At 63.8% G+C, this 16,041-nt stretch carries 11 protein-coding genes, 1 other RNA gene and 1 pseudogene; 5 read left to right on the forward strand and 8 right to left on the reverse strand.

All coding sequences use genetic code 11. From position 1 onward, the window contains the following. Positions 1–224 precede the first annotated feature (224 nt). The 3 genes from hemN (at position 225) to DMX12_RS09995 (ending at position 3,132) form a co-directional block, all read left to right on the forward strand. Positions 225–1,607 (forward strand): oxygen-independent coproporphyrinogen III oxidase, encoded by a 1,383-nt coding sequence (gene hemN, locus DMX12_RS09985; protein WP_110677333.1) that lies wholly within the window; start codon positions 225–227, stop codon positions 1,605–1,607. 186 nt (positions 1,608–1,793) lie between these two features. Next, positions 1,794–2,528, forward strand: a complete 735-nt coding sequence (gene fnrA / locus DMX12_RS09990; protein WP_009683909.1) for a Crp/Fnr family transcriptional regulator FnrA — start codon at positions 1,794–1,796, stop codon at positions 2,526–2,528. A 55-nt stretch (positions 2,529–2,583) separates the two neighbouring features. After that, positions 2,584–3,132, forward strand: a complete 549-nt coding sequence (locus tag DMX12_RS09995; RefSeq protein WP_009683910.1) for an adenine phosphoribosyltransferase — start codon at positions 2,584–2,586, stop codon at positions 3,130–3,132. A 139-nt stretch (positions 3,133–3,271) separates the two neighbouring features. Here DMX12_RS09995 and recR read toward each other — a convergent pair whose 3' ends face one another. From recR to dnaX, 3 genes are all read right to left on the reverse strand, one after another. After that, on the reverse strand, positions 3,272–3,874 hold the full coding sequence (gene recR, locus DMX12_RS10000) for a recombination mediator RecR (protein ID WP_009683911.1): 603 nt from the start codon (positions 3,872–3,874) through the stop codon (positions 3,272–3,274). A gap of 172 nt (positions 3,875–4,046) precedes the next feature. After that, positions 4,047–4,382, reverse strand: coding sequence for a YbaB/EbfC family nucleoid-associated protein (locus DMX12_RS10005; RefSeq protein WP_003254305.1), 336 nt, complete (start codon positions 4,380–4,382; stop codon positions 4,047–4,049). Between the two features lie 64 nt (positions 4,383–4,446). After that, positions 4,447–6,495 carry a DNA polymerase III subunit gamma/tau gene (gene dnaX / locus DMX12_RS10010; protein WP_110677336.1) on the reverse strand — a complete coding sequence of 683 codons (2,049 nt, stop codon included), beginning with the start codon at positions 6,493–6,495 and terminating at the stop codon, positions 4,447–4,449. Between the two features lie 120 nt (positions 6,496–6,615). Between dnaX and DMX12_RS10015 the strand changes: the two genes are divergently transcribed. Both DMX12_RS10015 and DMX12_RS30260 read left to right on the forward strand, forming a co-directional pair. Next, a complete protein-coding gene (locus DMX12_RS10015) occupies positions 6,616–7,389 on the forward strand; it encodes an ABC transporter substrate-binding protein (RefSeq protein ID WP_110677339.1) in 774 nt (257 codons plus the stop codon). A gap of 177 nt (positions 7,390–7,566) precedes the next feature. Then, positions 7,567–7,724: pseudogene (locus tag DMX12_RS30260) on the forward strand (MerR family transcriptional regulator); the annotation flags it as partial. A 28-nt stretch (positions 7,725–7,752) separates the two neighbouring features. Here DMX12_RS30260 and ffs read toward each other — a convergent pair. From ffs to DMX12_RS10045, 5 genes are all read right to left on the reverse strand, one after another. Continuing rightward, positions 7,753–7,849, reverse strand: an RNA gene (gene ffs / locus DMX12_RS10025) — signal recognition particle sRNA small type. 253 nt (positions 7,850–8,102) lie between these two features. After that, entirely contained in the window at positions 8,103–10,433 is a 2,331-nt protein-coding gene (ligA, locus tag DMX12_RS10030) for an NAD-dependent DNA ligase LigA (protein ID WP_110677342.1), read from the reverse strand. A gap of 205 nt (positions 10,434–10,638) precedes the next feature. Further along, positions 10,639–11,532, reverse strand: a complete 894-nt coding sequence (gene zipA, locus DMX12_RS10035) for a cell division protein ZipA (RefSeq protein ID WP_054881417.1) — start codon at positions 11,530–11,532, stop codon at positions 10,639–10,641. A 205-nt stretch (positions 11,533–11,737) separates the two neighbouring features. Then, the gene (gene smc / locus DMX12_RS10040; protein ID WP_110677344.1) at positions 11,738–15,226 is read right to left on the reverse strand and encodes a chromosome segregation protein SMC; all 3,489 of its coding nucleotides are present in this window, start codon (positions 15,224–15,226) and stop codon (positions 11,738–11,740) included. Positions 15,227–15,229: 3 nt separating this feature from the next. Beyond that, positions 15,230–15,889: a GntR family transcriptional regulator gene (locus DMX12_RS10045; protein WP_009683923.1), complete on the reverse strand. Its 660-nt coding sequence runs from the start codon at positions 15,887–15,889 to the stop codon at positions 15,230–15,232. Between the last annotated feature and the right edge of the window lie 152 nt (positions 15,890–16,041).

The raw sequence follows: 16,041 nt of genomic DNA on the forward strand, positions 1-16,041 counted from the left end.
TACAAGCTACAAGCTACAAGCTACAAGCTACAAGCAAAAGCAGATCTGCTTTCGACTTTCGACTTTCGACTTTCGACTTTCGACTTTCGACTTTCGACTTTCGACTTGCCGCTTGCCGCTTGCCGCTTGCGGCTTGCGGCTTGGCGCTTGATACAAATCAACACAGATTTCTACAGACGCCCATAGACTCCGGTTCACTGCTGCTCTTTCCGGGGACCGCCCACATGCTCGACGACATTCGTTGGGATACCGACCTGATCCGCCGCTACGATCTTGCCGGGCCACGCTACACCTCCTACCCGACCGCCGTGCAACTGCACAGCGAGGTGGGTTCCTTCGACCTGCTCCACGCCCTGCGCGAAAGCCGCCGGGCGGTACGCCCGCTGTCGCTGTATGTGCATGTGCCGTTCTGCGCCAACATCTGCTACTACTGCGCCTGCAACAAAGTCATCACCAAGGACCGCGCCCGCGCCGCGCCATACCTGCAGCGCCTGGAGCAGGAGATTCAGCTGATCGCCTGCCACCTGGCACCGAAACAGCGGGTGGAACAGCTGCATTTCGGCGGCGGCACCCCGACCTTCCTCAGCCATGTGGAACTGCGCCAGCTGATGACTACCCTGCGCCAGCACTTCCACTTGCTGGACGATGACTCCGGCGACTACGGCATCGAGATCGACCCGCGCGAAGCCGACTGGTCGACCATGGGCCTGCTGCGTGAACTGGGTTTCAACCGCGTCAGCCTCGGCGTGCAAGACCTCGACCCCGCCGTGCAGCGCGCGATCAACCGCCTGCAAAGCCTGGAGCAGACCCGCACCCTGATCGAGGCGGCGCGCACCTTGCAATTCCGCTCGATCAACCTCGACCTGATCTACGGCCTGCCCAAGCAAACCCCGCAAGGCTTCGCCCGCACCGTCGAAGAGGTGATCCGCCTGCAACCCGACCGCTTGTCGGTGTTCAACTACGCCCACCTGCCCGAACGCTTCATGCCGCAACGGCGGATCGACAGCAGCGACCTGCCCAGCGCGGCCGCCAAGCTGGAGATGCTGCACGCCACCATCGAGCAGTTGACCGCCGCTGGCTACCGCTATATCGGCATGGACCATTTCGCCCTGCCCGACGACGAGCTGGCCATCGCCCAGGAAGAAGGCACCCTGCAGCGCAATTTCCAGGGCTATACCACCCACGGGCACTGCGACCTCATCGGCCTTGGCGTGTCGGCCATCAGCCAGATCGGCGACTTGTACTGCCAGAACAGCAGTGACCTCAACACCTACCAGGACAGCCTGACCAACGCCCAACTGGCGACCCAGCGCGGCCTGCTGTGCAACCATGACGACCGCATCCGCCGGGCGGTCATCCAGCAACTGATCTGCCATTTCCAGCTGGATTACGAACCCATCGAGCAAGTGTTCACCATCGATTTCCGCGGTTACTTCGACCACCTCTGGCCAGAACTGCTGACCCTGCAGCGCGACGGCCTGATCAGCCTGGACGACAAGGGCATCCGCATTCTCCCGGCCGGGCGCCTGCTGGCGCGTTCGGTATGCATGGTGTTCGATGCCTACCTGGCGATGCAGAACCGCCAGCGTTTCTCCCGGGTTATCTGAAAAGCGAGACGTTCAACCGCATGGACACGCCACCTTGCCGGGCACACTATGGGCGAACGAGGACTCCCGGCAGGGCACCTGCCGGGGTTTTGCCAGCGCGCAGCATCGATGCGCACACTGGCCTACACCCTGTGTCGTAGGTTACCCTTACGACTTATGTGTGCTTTCCCACAAGGATCGATCCAAATGTCCGAGCCAGTCAAACTGCGCCCTCACAACCAGGCCCATTGCAAGGATTGCAGCCTGGCCCCCCTGTGCCTGCCTCTTTCACTCAACCTGGAAGACATGGATGCACTGGATGAAATCGTCAAACGCGGGCGTCCGCTGAAAAAAGGCGAGTTTCTGTTCCGCCAGGGTGACAATTTTGGCTCGGTCTACGCGGTACGCTCCGGCGCCCTGAAAACCTTCAGCCTCAGCGACAGCGGCGAAGAACAGATCACCGGTTTCCACCTGCCCAGCGAACTGGTCGGCCTGTCGGGCATGGACACCGAAGCCTACCCGGTGTCGGCGCAAGCTCAGGAAACCACCTCGGTGTGCGAAATTCCCTTCGAGCGCCTTGATGAACTGTCGGTCCAGCTCCCGCAGCTGCGCCGCCAGCTGATGCGGGTAATGAGCCGTGAAATCCGCGATGACCAGCAAATGATGCTGCTGCTGTCGAAAAAAACCGCCGACGAGCGCATTGCCACGTTCCTGGTGAACCTGTCGGCGCGCTTCCGCGCCCGCGGCTATTCGGCCAACCAGTTCCGCCTGAGCATGTCGCGCAACGAAATCGGCAACTACCTGGGCCTGGCAGTGGAAACCGTGTCACGGGTGTTCACTCGCTTCCAGCAGAACGGCCTGCTGCGCGCCGAAGGCAAGGAAGTGCACATCCTCGACCCGATCCAGCTGTGTGCGCTGGCCGGTGGTGCAATGGAGGCCTGAGGCCGGTCTTTAGCGGGTATACTTGGGCATTCGTTTTCCCAGGATACCCGCAACAATGCACAGCGACGCCTTCGACCTCAAAGCCCTGATCCGCCCGGTGGTGGACTTCCCCAAGCCCGGCGTGATCTTCCGTGACATCACCCCGCTGTTCCAGTCGCCGCGCGGGCTGCGCTATGTGGCCGACCAGTTCATCGAGCGCTATGTCGAGGCTGAGTTCAGCCACATTGGCGCCATGGACGCGCGGGGTTTCCTGATTGGTTCGATCATCGCCCACCAGTTGAACAAGCCACTGATCCTGTTCCGCAAGCAAGGCAAGCTGCCAGCCGACGTGCTGAGCGAGGGTTACCAGACCGAGTACGGCGAGGCCTTCCTGGAGGTGCACGCCGACAGCCTGTGCGAAGGCGATTCGGTGTTGATTTTCGATGACTTGATCGCCACGGGCGGGACCTTGCTGGCAGCGGCCAACCTGGTGCGCCGCACCGGTGCGCAGGTGTTCGAGGCCGCCGCGATCATCGACCTACCCGAACTGGACGGCTCGCGCCGGCTGCAGGCGGCCGGGGTGCCGACCTTCTGCCTGACCGAGTTTTCCCTCAGCGAGTATTGAGGCGCAAGCCGCGCAAGCCGCGCAAGTCGCAAGTCGCAAGTCGCAAGTCGCAAGTCGCAAGCTACAAGCAAAAGCCGATCTGCTTTTGCTTGTAGCTTGTAGCTTGTAGCTTTTAGCTTGTAGCTTGCAGCTTGCAGCTTCAGAGCGAAATCGGCCGCCGCCCGGCAAAGGCATGGGCCAGTGTTCCGCCATCCACCAGTTCGAGCTCCCCGCCCAGGGGTACACCATGGGCGATGCGCGAGGCCACCAGGCCTTTTTCATTGAGCAGTTGCGCGATGTAATGCGCCGTCGCCTCGCCTTCCACGGTCGGGTTGGTCGCCAGGATCACCTCGGTAAAGGTACCCTGCTCTTCGATCCGCGCCATCAGTTGCGGAATGCCGATGGCCTCCGGCCCCAGGCCGTCCAGTGGCGACAGGTGGCCTTTGAGCACGAAGTAACGGCCGCGGTAGCCGGCCTGCTCGACCGCATACACATCGGTCGGCCCCTCGACCACACACAGCTGGGTGTCGTCACGCCGCGGGTCAGCACACTGTGGGCACAGGTCCTGCTCGGTCAAGGTGCGGCACTGCCGGCAATGCCCTACCCCTTCCATGGCCTGGGTCAAAGCCTGGGCCAGGCGCAGCCCCCCGCTACGGTCACGCTCGAGCAGTTGCAGGGCCATGCGCTGGGCGGTTTTCTGGCCTACACCTGGCAAGATGCGCAGGCCGTCGATCAATTGGCGGATAAGGGGGCTGAAGCTCATGGGGAAGGCCTGACAATTCAATAAGGGGCGGTTTATACCCAGCGGGGGCAGTGGCGTCAAATCAGCCTCCGGGTGGGAGCGCGCCGGGTCAAGAATAATGACCGCGGCGGCTGCCAGTACGCACAAAAAAAACCGCCGCTGGTGTCAGCGGCGGTTTTCGAGGGCGCATGCCTTAGAACGGCATCTTGAAGCCCGGCGGCAGCTGCATGCCGGCGGTCATGCCGCCCATTTTTTCCTGGCTGCTCTGCTCCACCTTGCGCACTGCATCGTTCAACGCAGCGGCGATCAGGTCTTCCAGCACTTCCTTGTCATCTTCATCGGTCGACATCAGGCTCTGGTCGATGCTGACGCGCTTGACGTCGTGACGACCGGTCATCACCACGCTCACCAGGCCGCCACCAGACTGGCCGGTGACTTCGGCGTTGGCCAGCTCTTCCTGCATTTTCTGCATTTTTTCCTGCATCTGCTGGGCCTGCTTCATCAGGCCGGCCATGCCACCTTTCATCATGGGGGTATACCTCGATTGGGTCATTTGATGCGGCCCGGCGCCGGGCCGGCCGCAGGGTTATCCGTTACTGGCCCTGGTTGGCCAGGGCTTCTACAGGCTCAATAGTATCCTGCCGCACCTTGGCACCGAACAACTTGATCATCTGCTGGATCAATGGATCCTGCTCGATCGAGGCGACGGCGCCCTGCTGACGCTCGGCCCGCTTGCGCGCGGCGGCCTGGGCCGGGGTTTCCTGGTCGGGCAGGACCAGTTCTATGCGCAGGTTCAACGTGCGCCCCAGATGCTGGTTGAGCGCCTCGTTAAGGCGCCGCTGCTGGGTCGTGTTGAACAGCGCACCCTGGCCTGGGTCCAGGTGCAGCAGCCAGTCGTCGCCATCGGCGGCAATCAGCGTACAGTTTGCTGCGATGTTGCCTGTCATACCCGAGACAGGCAACTGTGGGAATAATTCCAGCCATTGCAGGGCCAGACCGGTGGCCGGCTTGGCGGCTGGCAACGGGGCAGGCGCGGGCGCAGGGGCTTCTTCCTGAACGTGTTCGGCCAACTCGTCGAGGTAGCTGAAGCCAACCGGATCGCTTTCGCCGCCATAGTAGTCTTCGTCCAGCGGCGGCTCGTCGTCCCGGTCCATGCCAACGGCGGCGTAGGCAGACGGGTCGAAAGGCGGCTCGTCATGCACGGCAGGTGCTGCTGCAGGCGCGGCCTGCGGGGTCGGCCGCGGGGCTGACGCGGGCTCGGCAACAGGCGCGCTGGTCGGGGCTGGGTCCTCCCACGGCAGGTCGACCACCTCGGCGACGGGCTCAGGCACCGAAATGGCCTCGACTTCGGCCCTCAGCTCGGCGTCTGCGGGCAGCTCGGGCTCATGGTCCACCGTGGCTGGCGGCGGCACTACCAGCGGCGCGGGCGCAGCGGGCGCAGGCTCGGCGGCGGGCGGCGGCACGGCAGGCGCAGGGGCTGCCACCGGGTTGGCAGGATCAGCTGTGGCCTGGCTGATCCCCACTGGCTTTAGCACCGGTTTCGGCGCATCGTCGGTGTCGGCCGGGCGGAAGGCGAGCATCCGCAACAAGACCATCTCGAAGCCACCACGCGGGTCCGGCGCCAGCGGCAGGTCACGCCGACCGATCAGGCCCATCTGGTAATAGAACTGCACATCCTCGGCCGGTAATGCCTGGGCCAGCGCCAGCACCCGGTCACGGTCGCCCTGGCCGTTGTCCACTGCCTCGGGCAGCGCCTGGGCGATGGCTACACGGTGCAGCACGTTGAGCATTTCCGCCAGCACGCCAGCCCAGTCCGGCCCTTGCTCGGCCAGGTTGCGCACGGCCTCCAGCAGGGCCCGGGCATCGCCCTCGAGCAGCGCCTGCAGCACCCCATAGACCTGCCCGTGGTCGAGGCTACCGAGCATGGCCCGCACATCGGCGGCCAGCACCTTGCCTTCGCCGAATGCGATGGCCTGGTCGGTCAGGCTCATGGCGTCACGCATGGAACCGTCGGCGGCGCGGCCCAACAGCCACAGGGCATCTGCCTCGAACGGGACGCTCTCCGCAGCCAGCACATGGCTGAGGTGCTCGACCACCCGCTCTGGGCTCATGTTCTTCAGCGAGAACTGCAGGCAACGCGACAGGATGGTGGCCGGCAGCTTCTGCGGATCGGTGGTGGCCAGGATGAACTTGACGTACGGCGGCGGCTCTTCCAGGGTCTTGAGCAAGGCATTGAACGAGTGCGTCGAGAGCATGTGCACTTCGTCGATCAGGTAGACCTTGAAGCGCCCACGGCTGGGCGCGTACTGCACGTTATCGAGCAGTTCGCGGGTGTCTTCGACCTTGGTACGGCTGGCGGCGTCGATTTCGATCAGGTCGACGAAGCGGCCCTCGTCGATCTCCCGGCACACCGAACAGGTGCCGCAGGGCGTGGAGGTGATGCCCGTCTCGCAGTTCAGGCATTTGGCGATGATACGGGCAATGGTAGTCTTGCCCACGCCACGAGTACCCGTGAACAGGTAGGCATGGTGCAGGCGCTGGTTGTCCAAGGCATTGATCAAGGCCTTGAGCACATGGGTCTGGCCGACCATTTCGCGGAACGAGCGCGGACGCCATTTACGTGCAAGAACCTGATAACTCATCGAAAAACCATCGTAGCCTGATCGAGCGGAAGATCGCTAATGCTAGCGGAGCGGGGGCAAAATTGCACCCTGCGCAGCTCGTCTAAGCTATGAATCGGGCGCCTGTTGTCCAGGGAGGAGATGCTTTTGCGAAAACTGCTGGCCTTGCTGTTGGTCTGGGCTACCCAGAGCGTGGCAGAACAGCCGGTGCTGCGTTTTTCCGTGGCTGAAAGCTGGAGCATGCCGCTGGTGCGGATTGAAGATGACCAGCCGGTCGAGGGCCTGGTCTATGACCTTGTACAGGCGCTGGCCCGGGAAGCAGGGGTACGCCCGCAGTACCACGTGATGGCCAGGCTGCGCTTGCAGGAGGCCATGAACAGCGGTGACATTGATGTGCGCTGCTACGTCAGCACGCAGTGGTTCAATGACCGCCCGGGGGACTTTGTCTGGAGCATCCCGCTGTTCCACCAGCGCGACGTGCTGGTGGGGCGCCTTGGCGACAGCAACCCGGTCGCAGCAGAACAACTGCCGCCCCAGGCCATCGGTACAGTGCTGGGGTACACCTATCCAACCTTGCAACCCCTGCTGGACCAAGGCCGGCTGAGCCGCGAAGACAGCCGCAGCCAGCTGCTGGTCCTGCAGAAACTGCAAGCCCACCGCTATCGCCATGCAGTGAGCAACGAGTTGTCGCTGCAGTGGTTCAACCAGGGGCAGCCGGCAGCTCGGCAACTGCAAGTGCTGGCAGTGCTGGAGGAGCAGGACCTGGGGTGCATGGTGCGCAACGACCCGGCGATACCCACCCAAGGGCTGCTGCGGGCCTTGGTGCGGCTGAAGCAGACGGGGGAAGTCGAGCGGATCCTCCAGCGGTATGCAGGGATGGGCCGTAGCGACAACCCGTCTGTCGCTCGCCCGTGAAACAGAAGCGCTGGTGATGTACAGAGGCTGCAAGCCAGCACGCTCCCTGTGGTCGCTGGCTTGCAGGCGATCTACGGTGAAGCTGGTGCCTATACCGCGTCGCCTGTTTCGCGGGCACGCCCGCTCCCACAGGATATTGCGGCCGATTCGAGCTCGCGTGCTGCCTGTGACATGGGTAGGCACCTAGAGGCGGAGAGCAAGGGCTGGCGACATGCGGCGCAGCGCCCTTAGGGAGATCACCTGGCCTGCCTAAATTCCAGCGACTGATGAAGCTGTCGGCGGTGGGAGCATTGGGCGAGAAGCAGGACAGAAAGAAGGGATTCGCAGCAGATTGAGGTTTTCCGACCCCGGAAATGGAGGCGGCCCCACCAGCCACACCCCGGCACTCGATGTTCCCGCTATGGCTGCTCCCTTCCGGGCCTGACCAGGTTAACGGGTAATCAATGCGGGGGGACCGATGGGGCCACCACTACATGCCTCGCTGAGCAGCGAGTGGCGCCATTGTACCGGTCTTGGGGGCAGATACAACCTCTGGGAGCAGAAAAAGTCATCATTTCTCAATGACTTGTCTGGGTTGGGGTGGCGCTGCAGGCAAGACTGGCGCGAGGCCTGTGGGAGCGGGCGTGCCCGCGAAGCAAGCTACGCGATGGATGGCACCGGCTTTGCCGGTGTTCGCGGGCATGCCCGCTCCCACAAGTGGCGCGCGCAGGGACTTAAATAGTGATGCCCTGCTCGGCCAGGAACGCGACGAAGGCCTCTTCGTCCAGCACCTTCACGCCCAGCTCGCTAGCCTTGGCCAGCTTCGATCCAGCCCCCGGCCCTGCGACCACGCACTGGGTCTTGCCCGACACCGAACCGGCCACCTTGGCGCCAAGGCTCTCCAGCTTGTCCTTCGCCACATCGCGGCTCATGCGCTCCAGGGTACCGGTCAGCACCCAGGTCTGGCCGGCCAGCGGCAAACCTTCGGCGACTTTCTTCTCGCTGGTCCAGTGCATGCCGAACGCCAGCAACTGCGCCTCGATCGCGCGCGCCAGTTGCTGGTTGGCCTCATCCTTGAAGAATTCACGCACCGCATCCGCCTGCTTGGCCGCCAGTGCCTGGCGCAGGTCGATGCCGTCGGCAGCGATGATCTTGTCCAGGCTGCCGAGCTTGGCTACCAGTTTCTCGGCACCAGTTGGGCCTACCGAAGCGATGTCGAGCTTGGCGATCATGCCGGCCAAGCTGGTGCTGGCCGCGAATTCGGCGGCCAACTCGCCTTCGTCCTGCAGGTGCATGCCGCTGTCGAGCAACTGCTGGATAACCTTCTGGTTGTGCTCGTCTTCGAAGAAGTTGTGAATCTCGTAGGCGACCTCAAGGCCAATGTCCGGCAGATACGTCAGCACCTGCGGCAAGGCCTGCTGCACGCGCGCCAGGCTGCCCAGCGAACGGGCCAGCACCTTGGCCGTCTCCTCACCCACATCCGGTATGCCCAGCGCATAGATGAAACGCGCCAGGCTTGGCCGCTTGCTGGCTTCGATGGCCTCCAGCAGTTTGCGGGTGGACACCTCGGCGAAGCCTTCCAGGCCGACCACCTGCTCGAACTGCAGCTTGTACAGGTCAGCCGGCGAGCCGATCAGGCCTTCGTCCACCAACTGCTCGACACTTTTTTCGCCAAGCCCGTCGATGTCCATGGCGCGACGCGACACATAGTGAATGATCGCCTGCTTGAGCTGCGCACCACAGGCCAGGCGGCCGACACAGCGGTACACCGCCCCTTCGCTGGTGGTTTCCTTGCCCTTGCTGCGCTTGACCAGCTGGGTGCGCTCGACTTGCGAGCCACACACCGGGCACTCGCTTGGCACGGCAACCGGGCGGGCATCGTCCGGGCGACGCTCCAGCACCACCTGCATCACCTGCGGGATCACGTCGCCGGCCCGGCGGATGATCACCGTGTCGCCAATGCGCAGGCCCAGGCGGGCGATTTCGTCCATGTTGTGCAGGGTGGCGTTGGACACGGTCACGCCCGCCACCTTGACCGGTTTCAGGCGCGCCACCGGGGTGACCGCACCGGTACGGCCGACCTGGAACTCGACGTCCAGCACCTCGGTCAGCTCTTCCATGGCCGGGAACTTGTGGGCGATTGCCCAGCGCGGTTCACGGGCGCGGAAGCCCAGTTCACGCTGGGCGGCCAGGCTGTTGACCTTGAATACCACACCATCGATTTCATACGGCAGGCTGTTGCGCCGCTCGCCGATGTCGCGGTAGTAATCCAGGCACTCTTCGATCCCTGCCGCATGCTTGAGCTCGCGGCTGATCGGCAGGCCCCAAGCCTTGAGCTGTTCAAGGATGGCGATATGGCTGTCGCCGATGCTGGCAGACAGCTGACCGACGCCGTAGCAGCAGAACTCCAGCGGGCGGCTGGCCGTGATTTTCGAATCGAGCTGGCGCAGGCTACCGGCAGCCGCGTTGCGCGGATTGGCGAAGGTCTTGCCGCCGGCTTCGGCCTGGGCTGCATTGAGGCGGTCGAAGCCGGCCTTGCTCATGTAGACCTCGCCACGCACTTCCAGCACCGCGGGCCAGCCCTCGCCGTGCAACTTCAGCGGAATGTTGCGCACGGTGCGTACGTTGGCGCTGATATCTTCGCCAGTGGTGCCGTCGCCGCGCGTGGCACCCTGCACCAGCAGGCCGTCGCGGTACAGCAGGCTAACGGCCAGGCCATCGAGCTTGGGTTCGCAGCTGTAGTCAACCGCGCCGGGCTGATCGAGGCCGTCCACCACGCGGCGGCCGAACTCACGCAGGTCGGCCTCCTCGAAAGCGTTGCCCAGGCTGAGCATGGGCACTTCATGGCGCACCTGGCTAAAGGCCGACAGGGCCGCACCGCCGACGCGCTGGGTGGGCGAGTCGGGGGTAACCAGGTGCGGGTGTTCGGCTTCCAACGCCTTGAGCTCGTTGAACAGGCGGTCGTATTCGGCGTCGGGCACACTGGGCTCGTCGAGCACGTAGTAGCGGTAGTTGTGCTGGTCGAGTTCGGCACGCAGTTCGTGGATACGGGTTTCGGCGGTCATGGAGTTTGTCTTCTCTTGCAAAGCAAAAGAGCAGCCTGGGGTGGCGGCTGGGGTCTGGACTAGCGATTGCCTGCCCTGGCCCTGTCGCCGGCAAGCCAGCTCCCACAGGCAATTGTGGGAGCTGGCTTGCCGGCGACAGGGCCGGAACAGGTAACAACACCCGAACCGGCCAGCACGCCCTCAGGCTGCTCTTTCGTTGGATCTGTCAGCGCTTCTGGGTCAGCGCACGGCGCTCGAACTCGACGATGCGCTGGCGATAGTGCTCGATGGTCTGGGCGGTCAGCACGCTGCGCTGGTCGTCCTTGAGCTCACCGTTCAGTTCATGGGCCAGCTTGCGCGCGGCCGCCACCATCACGTCAAAGGCCTGCTTCGGATGACGTGGGCCAGGCAGGCCGAGGAAGAAGCTCACCGCACGGGTGCTGAAATGGTCGATGTCGTCCAGGTCGAACACCCCAGGCTTGACCGCATTGGCCATGGAGAACAGCACTTCGCCGTGGCCGGCCATGCTTTCGTGGCGGTGGAAGATGTCCATTTCGCCGAAGCGCAGGCCGCTTTCAAGAATGTTCTGCAACAATGCCGGGCCCTTGAAGCCACCCTCGTCGCGGGAAATGACGCTGATGACCAGCACCTCTTCGGCCGGCGGCAGCTCCTTGACGCTGCTGCTGGCAGCGGGCGCCGGGTTGCCACGGGTGTTTTCGGCGGCGAAGTCGTCGTCGCTGTCGGTGAACAGGTCGGGCTCGCGCGGCTCGGCGCTCAGGCCCAGGTCGCCCTGCTGCACATCGGCCGCGGCTGTGGCGCGCTTGCCACGCTTGCTGGCCTTGGCCGGCTTTGGCTCGCGCTCGCGGTCACGCGCCGAGGCGCTGAGCGAAGGCAGGTCGCTTTCGTCCAGTTCCGGTTCTTTATGGGTATCCAGTACCCGCGACGGGCCGAGTACTTCGGCACTGCCGCCCTCTTCGTCCGGCAGGTTGGAATAACTGCGGTCCAGACGGAATTTCAACTTGCCTTTGCCGCCGCGCATGCGGCGCCAGCCGTCGAAAAGAATACCGGCAATGACAATGATGCCGATGAGGATCAGCCACTCGCGCAGACCGATTTCCATGTAATCCCGTGCCTCTATAAAAATATGCTTGAAAACAAAGGGTTCAAAGCCCTTTAACACGTGGCGCCAACTCTATGTTCTGACAGGCGTTTTACCCACGCAATAAACGAGTGACATTAAGCTAGCACGACCAAAGACAACTTTACACCGTCTGTCGCACATGACGGGGGCATTTCGTTGGAGAAAGTGCCCGCATCGTCGCACATCACGCATCGACCATGGCCATGGCGGCCTCCACATCAACTGCAACAAGACGTGAACAACCGGGTTCATGCATGGTTACCCCCATCAGTTGATCGGCCATCTCCATCGCAATCTTGTTGTGGGTGATGTAGATGAACTGCACGCTCTCACTCATTTCCTTGACCAGGCGCGCGTAGCGCCCGACGTTGGCATCGTCCAGCGGCGCATCGACTTCGTCGAGCATGCAGAACGGTGCGGGGTTCAACTTGAAGATGGCAAACACCAGCGCCAATGCGGTCAGTGCCTTTTCGCCGCCGGACAGCAGATGGATGGTGCTGTTCTTCTTGCCCGGCGGTCGCGCCATGATCGTCACCCCTGTATCGAGTAGATCTTCGCCCGTCAGTTCCAGATAAGCGCTGCCACCACCGAAAACTTTTGGGAAAAGTGCCTGTAATCCGGCATTTATCTGATCAAAGGTATCCTTGAAGCGGTTGCGGGTTTCCTTGTCGATCTTGCGAATGACGTTTTCCAGGGTCTCCAGCGCCTCCACCAGGTCGGCGTCCTGGGCATCCAGGTAGCGCTTGCGCTCGGATTGTTGCTCGTACTCCTCAATGGCGGCGAGGTTGATCGCCCCCAGGCGCTGGATACGCGCCTCGAGTTGCTCCAGCGCCTGTTCGGTGCCCTGCTCGCTGGCATCGGCCTCCAGGGTGGCGAGCACCCCTTGCAGGTCGTAACCGTCGGCCAGCAGCTGCTCCTGCAGGGTCTTGCGCCGCACATCCAGGCCCTGGCACTCCAGCCGCAGCTGCTCCAGCTGGCCGCGCAACAACAGCGCCTGCTGCTCAGCCTGCGTGCGGCGCTTCTCGGCCTCGCGCAATTCGCGGTCGGCTTCGTCCATGTGCAGGCGCGCCAGGCGCATTTCCTCGTCAACACTCATGCGCAGTTCCAGCAGCGCTTCGAGCTTCAGGCGCAACTCCTCCTGTGGTGCCTCGCCCTCCTCCAGGTTCAGGCTCAGTTGCTCCTGGCGCTCGGTCAGCCTTGCTGCTTGCTGCTCCAGGCGCTCCAGGGCCTGGCGGGTGGAGTCATGCTGCGCACGCAGCGAGCCCAGCCGCACGGCCAGCTGGTGGGCGTGGTCCTTGTGCTGGCGGGCCTCCTGGCGCACCCGGTCGAGGCTTTCGCGCAGGGCGTCGCGGCGGGCCATCAATTGCTCGCGCTGCTCGGTGTCCTGGGCCATCAGCTCCACCGCCTCTTGCAGCAACAAGCGGGCTTCGCCCAGTTGTTCGTGCTCAAGGGCGCGCTGTTCTTCCAGTTCGGCCAGTTCTTCCTGCAAGCGCCGGCGGCGCAGCTCGACCTGTTCGGCGCGGGCACGGCTGGCCGAGAGGCTGGCTTTCAGTTCACCGTGCAGGCGGTTTTCTTCCTGGCTGCGGCGGCGCAGTTGCTCGCGCTGTTCTTCCAGGTCCAGCTGCTGCTCGCGCAGGGTTTGCAACTGTTGCTCAAGCTGTTCCAACGCCGCTTCCTGCTGCAGTTGTTCCTGGCCCAGGCGGTCGATTTCCTGGCCACGCGCCAGCACACCGCCTTCGGCCTCACCGCCACGGCGCACCCGCAGAAAGTGCCGGCCAACCCAGTAGCCATCGCGGCTGACCAGGCTCTGCCCGTCGCCAAGCGCTGTGCGCTGCGCCAGCGCCTGGGCCAAGTCTTCGACAGGCATGACCTGACCCAGCCAGGGTGCCAGATCGACACGGCCTTCGACCTTTTCCAGCAGGCTGCCGGGCAACGACGCGCTGGCATCGCTGGCCTGCAGCAAGCGCAGCTCGCCTTGTTCCAAACCAGCAAAATCGAGGCCGTTGAAATCGTCCACCAGCACGGCCTGCAGGTCAGCGCCGAGCACGGTTTCTACGGCAAGCTCCCAGCCCGGTTCTACCCGCAAGCCTTCGGCCAAGCGTGGCTGCTGCTGCAGGCCCTGGCCCTGCAGCCAGTCTGCGGCGCCCGCCCCCGGCTCCAGGGCTGCCTGCTGCAACGCTTCCAAGGATGCCAGGCGGCCGCCCAGGCGCTGCAGGTCGCCCTGCGCCTGCTGCTGGGCCTGGGTAGCCTGCTGCAACTGCCCGCGCGCGCTTTCCAGACGCTCGACCACCTGATCTTCGGAAAGCTGCAGTTCTTCCAGCAACATTTCGCTGCTGGCCAGCTGCTCGGCCAGATCCAGCAGGGTGGCGTCCTGCGGATCGCTCCCCAGTTGCTCGCGCTCTTCGCCCAGCTTGCGCTGGCGCTCGGCCTGGCGCTCCAGGCTGGCCTCCAGCTGCTGCAGGCGCGCCTGCTGCACTTCGGCCTGGCGGCGCGGTTCGGCAGAGCGGCTGTTGAAGCTGTCCCACTGCTCTTGCCAGCCGTGCATGGCCAGCTCGGCCTCTTCCAGCGCCGCCGCAGCTTCTTCGGCGGCGCCCAGGGTCATTTCCTGCTCGGGTTCGAGCATGGCCAACTCTTCGCCCAGGGTCGCCAGCAAGGTGCGGTCATGCCCCAGGTGCGACTCGGTTTCCAAACGGGTGCGCTCGGCCTCCTTGAAGTCGTCCTGCAACTGGCGCAGGCGCTGCTGACCGTGCTGGATACTCTGCTCGACCCGGGCAATGTCACCGGCCACCGAATAGAAACGGCCCTGCACCTGGTTGAACCGCTCGGACAACTCGTGATGGCCGTCACGCAGGCGCTCGATGCTGGCATCGGCGTTGCGCTGCTCGGCCACCAGTGCCTCGTGGGCCACGCCCTGGTCACCGATCACCGACTCGCGCTGGCGTACCCGCTCGTCCAGGTCGCGCCAGCGCAAGGCCGACAACTGCGCTTTCAGCTGGCGCTCCTGCGCCTTGTACTCACGGTACTTTTCCGCGGCCTGGGCCTGGCGGTGCAGGCGCTCGAGCTGGCGTTCCAGTTCTTCACGCAGGTCGGTCAGGCGTGCCAGGTTTTCCTGGGTGCGGCGGATACGGTTCTCGGTTTCGCGGCGGCGCTCCTTGTATTTGGAGATGCCGGCGGCTTCCTCGATGAAATTGCGCAACTCTTCGGGCTTGGCCTCGATCAGCTTGGAGATCATGCCCTGTTCGATAATCGAGTAGCTGCGCGGCCCCAGCCCGGTGCCGAGAAAAATGTCGGTGATGTCGCGCCGGCGGCACTTGGTGCCGTTCAGGTAGTAGCTGTTCTGCCCGTCGCGGGTGACCTTGCGGCGGATGGAAATTTCGGCGTACGCGGCATACTCGCCGACCAGGGTGGTTTCGCTGTTGTCGAAGACCAGCTCGATGCTGGCCTGGCTGACCGGTTTGCGCCCACTGGAGCCGTTGAAGATGACGTCGGTCATCGATTCGCCGCGCAGGTTCTTCGCCGAGCTCTCGCCCATCACCCAGCGCACCGCGTCGATGATGTTGGATTTGCCGCAGCCGTTGGGGCCGACCACGGCCGCCATGTTGCTGGGGAAATTGACCGTGGTCGGGTCGACGAACGACTTGAAGCCGGCCAGGCGAATGCATTTGAGGCGCATCGGTCAGCCTCGGGCCAGTGCCGCCAGCACCAGTTCGCAGCTGCGCTGGCAGTAAGCGGTAAGCACCTCGCGAATGTGCGGCAGGTCACGGGCGACCACCGCTTCGAGCAGGCGGGCGAACAGGTCGAGGTAATCGATCATGTTGGCCTGGCGTTGGTCCAGCGCCAGGTAATAGGCACGGCTCATGGCCGGCTGCAGGTTTTCCACGGTTTCCTGCAAGAAAGGGTTATCGGCAAACGGATAGGCGGCGCGCATCACCGCGAAGCTGTCACCGACGAAAGCCTTGATGTCCAGCCGGTCGTGGGCGCGCTGCAGCCGCTGCTGAATCTCCAGAAACGGGCGCAGGTCGGCTTCGGTGCGCCATTTTTGTGCAACCGCATTGCCCAGCAGGATATAGAACTCGCCCATCAGCGCGCACAGGCTGCGCACGCTGCGTTCGTCCAGCTCGGTGACATGGGCACCGCGGCGCGGCAAGATCGCCACCAGGTGGCGGCGTTCGAGAATCAGCAACGCCTCGCGCACCGAACCGCGGCTGACATTGAGTGCCTGCGTAACCTTTTGCTCCTGAATGCGCTCGCCGGGCGCCAGCTCGCCGCGGATGATGCGTTCGGCCAGGTAATCGGCAATCTGCTCGGAGAGGCTGTCCGGGGCCTTGAACGTCATGGTTTTCCTTCAAAATCATTGAACTGGGCACAAGGGGCGAAGTGTAGCGCACTTGACCATTGGTCGCGCAGAGGGGGCAGGCGGTTTATTTGACCCAGCAGACAACCGCGGGCCCGGCGCGATCTATGCTTGCAATATGGGCAATGAACAGG

It is taken from the genome of Pseudomonas sp. MB-090624, from assembly GCF_003205245.1.
Classification (GTDB): Bacteria; Pseudomonadota; Gammaproteobacteria; order Pseudomonadales; family Pseudomonadaceae; genus Aquipseudomonas; species Aquipseudomonas juntendi.

Excerpts from the sequence above, each read along its gene's own strand:
- hemN (WP_110677333.1), top strand. The coding sequence starts at position 225 with ATGCTCGACGACATTCGTTGGGATACCGACCTGATCCGCCGCTACGAT.
- fnrA (WP_009683909.1), top strand. The coding sequence starts at position 1,794 with ATGTCCGAGCCAGTCAAACTGCGCCCTCACAACCAGGCCCATTGCAAG.
- DMX12_RS09995 (WP_009683910.1), top strand. The coding sequence starts at position 2,584 with ATGCACAGCGACGCCTTCGACCTCAAAGCCCTGATCCGCCCGGTGGTG.
- recR (WP_009683911.1), bottom strand. The coding sequence starts at position 3,874 with ATGAGCTTCAGCCCCCTTATCCGCCAATTGATCGACGGCCTGCGCATC.
- DMX12_RS10005 (WP_003254305.1), bottom strand. The coding sequence starts at position 4,382 with ATGATGAAAGGTGGCATGGCCGGCCTGATGAAGCAGGCCCAGCAGATG.
- dnaX (WP_110677336.1), bottom strand. The coding sequence starts at position 6,495 with ATGAGTTATCAGGTTCTTGCACGTAAATGGCGTCCGCGCTCGTTCCGC.
- DMX12_RS10015 (WP_110677339.1), top strand. The coding sequence starts at position 6,616 with ATGCTTTTGCGAAAACTGCTGGCCTTGCTGTTGGTCTGGGCTACCCAG.
- ligA (WP_110677342.1), bottom strand. The coding sequence starts at position 10,433 with ATGACCGCCGAAACCCGTATCCACGAACTGCGTGCCGAACTCGACCAG.
- zipA (WP_054881417.1), bottom strand. The coding sequence starts at position 11,532 with ATGGAAATCGGTCTGCGCGAGTGGCTGATCCTCATCGGCATCATTGTC.
- smc (WP_110677344.1), bottom strand. The coding sequence starts at position 15,226 with ATGCGCCTCAAATGCATTCGCCTGGCCGGCTTCAAGTCGTTCGTCGAC.
- DMX12_RS10045 (WP_009683923.1), bottom strand. The coding sequence starts at position 15,889 with ATGACGTTCAAGGCCCCGGACAGCCTCTCCGAGCAGATTGCCGATTAC.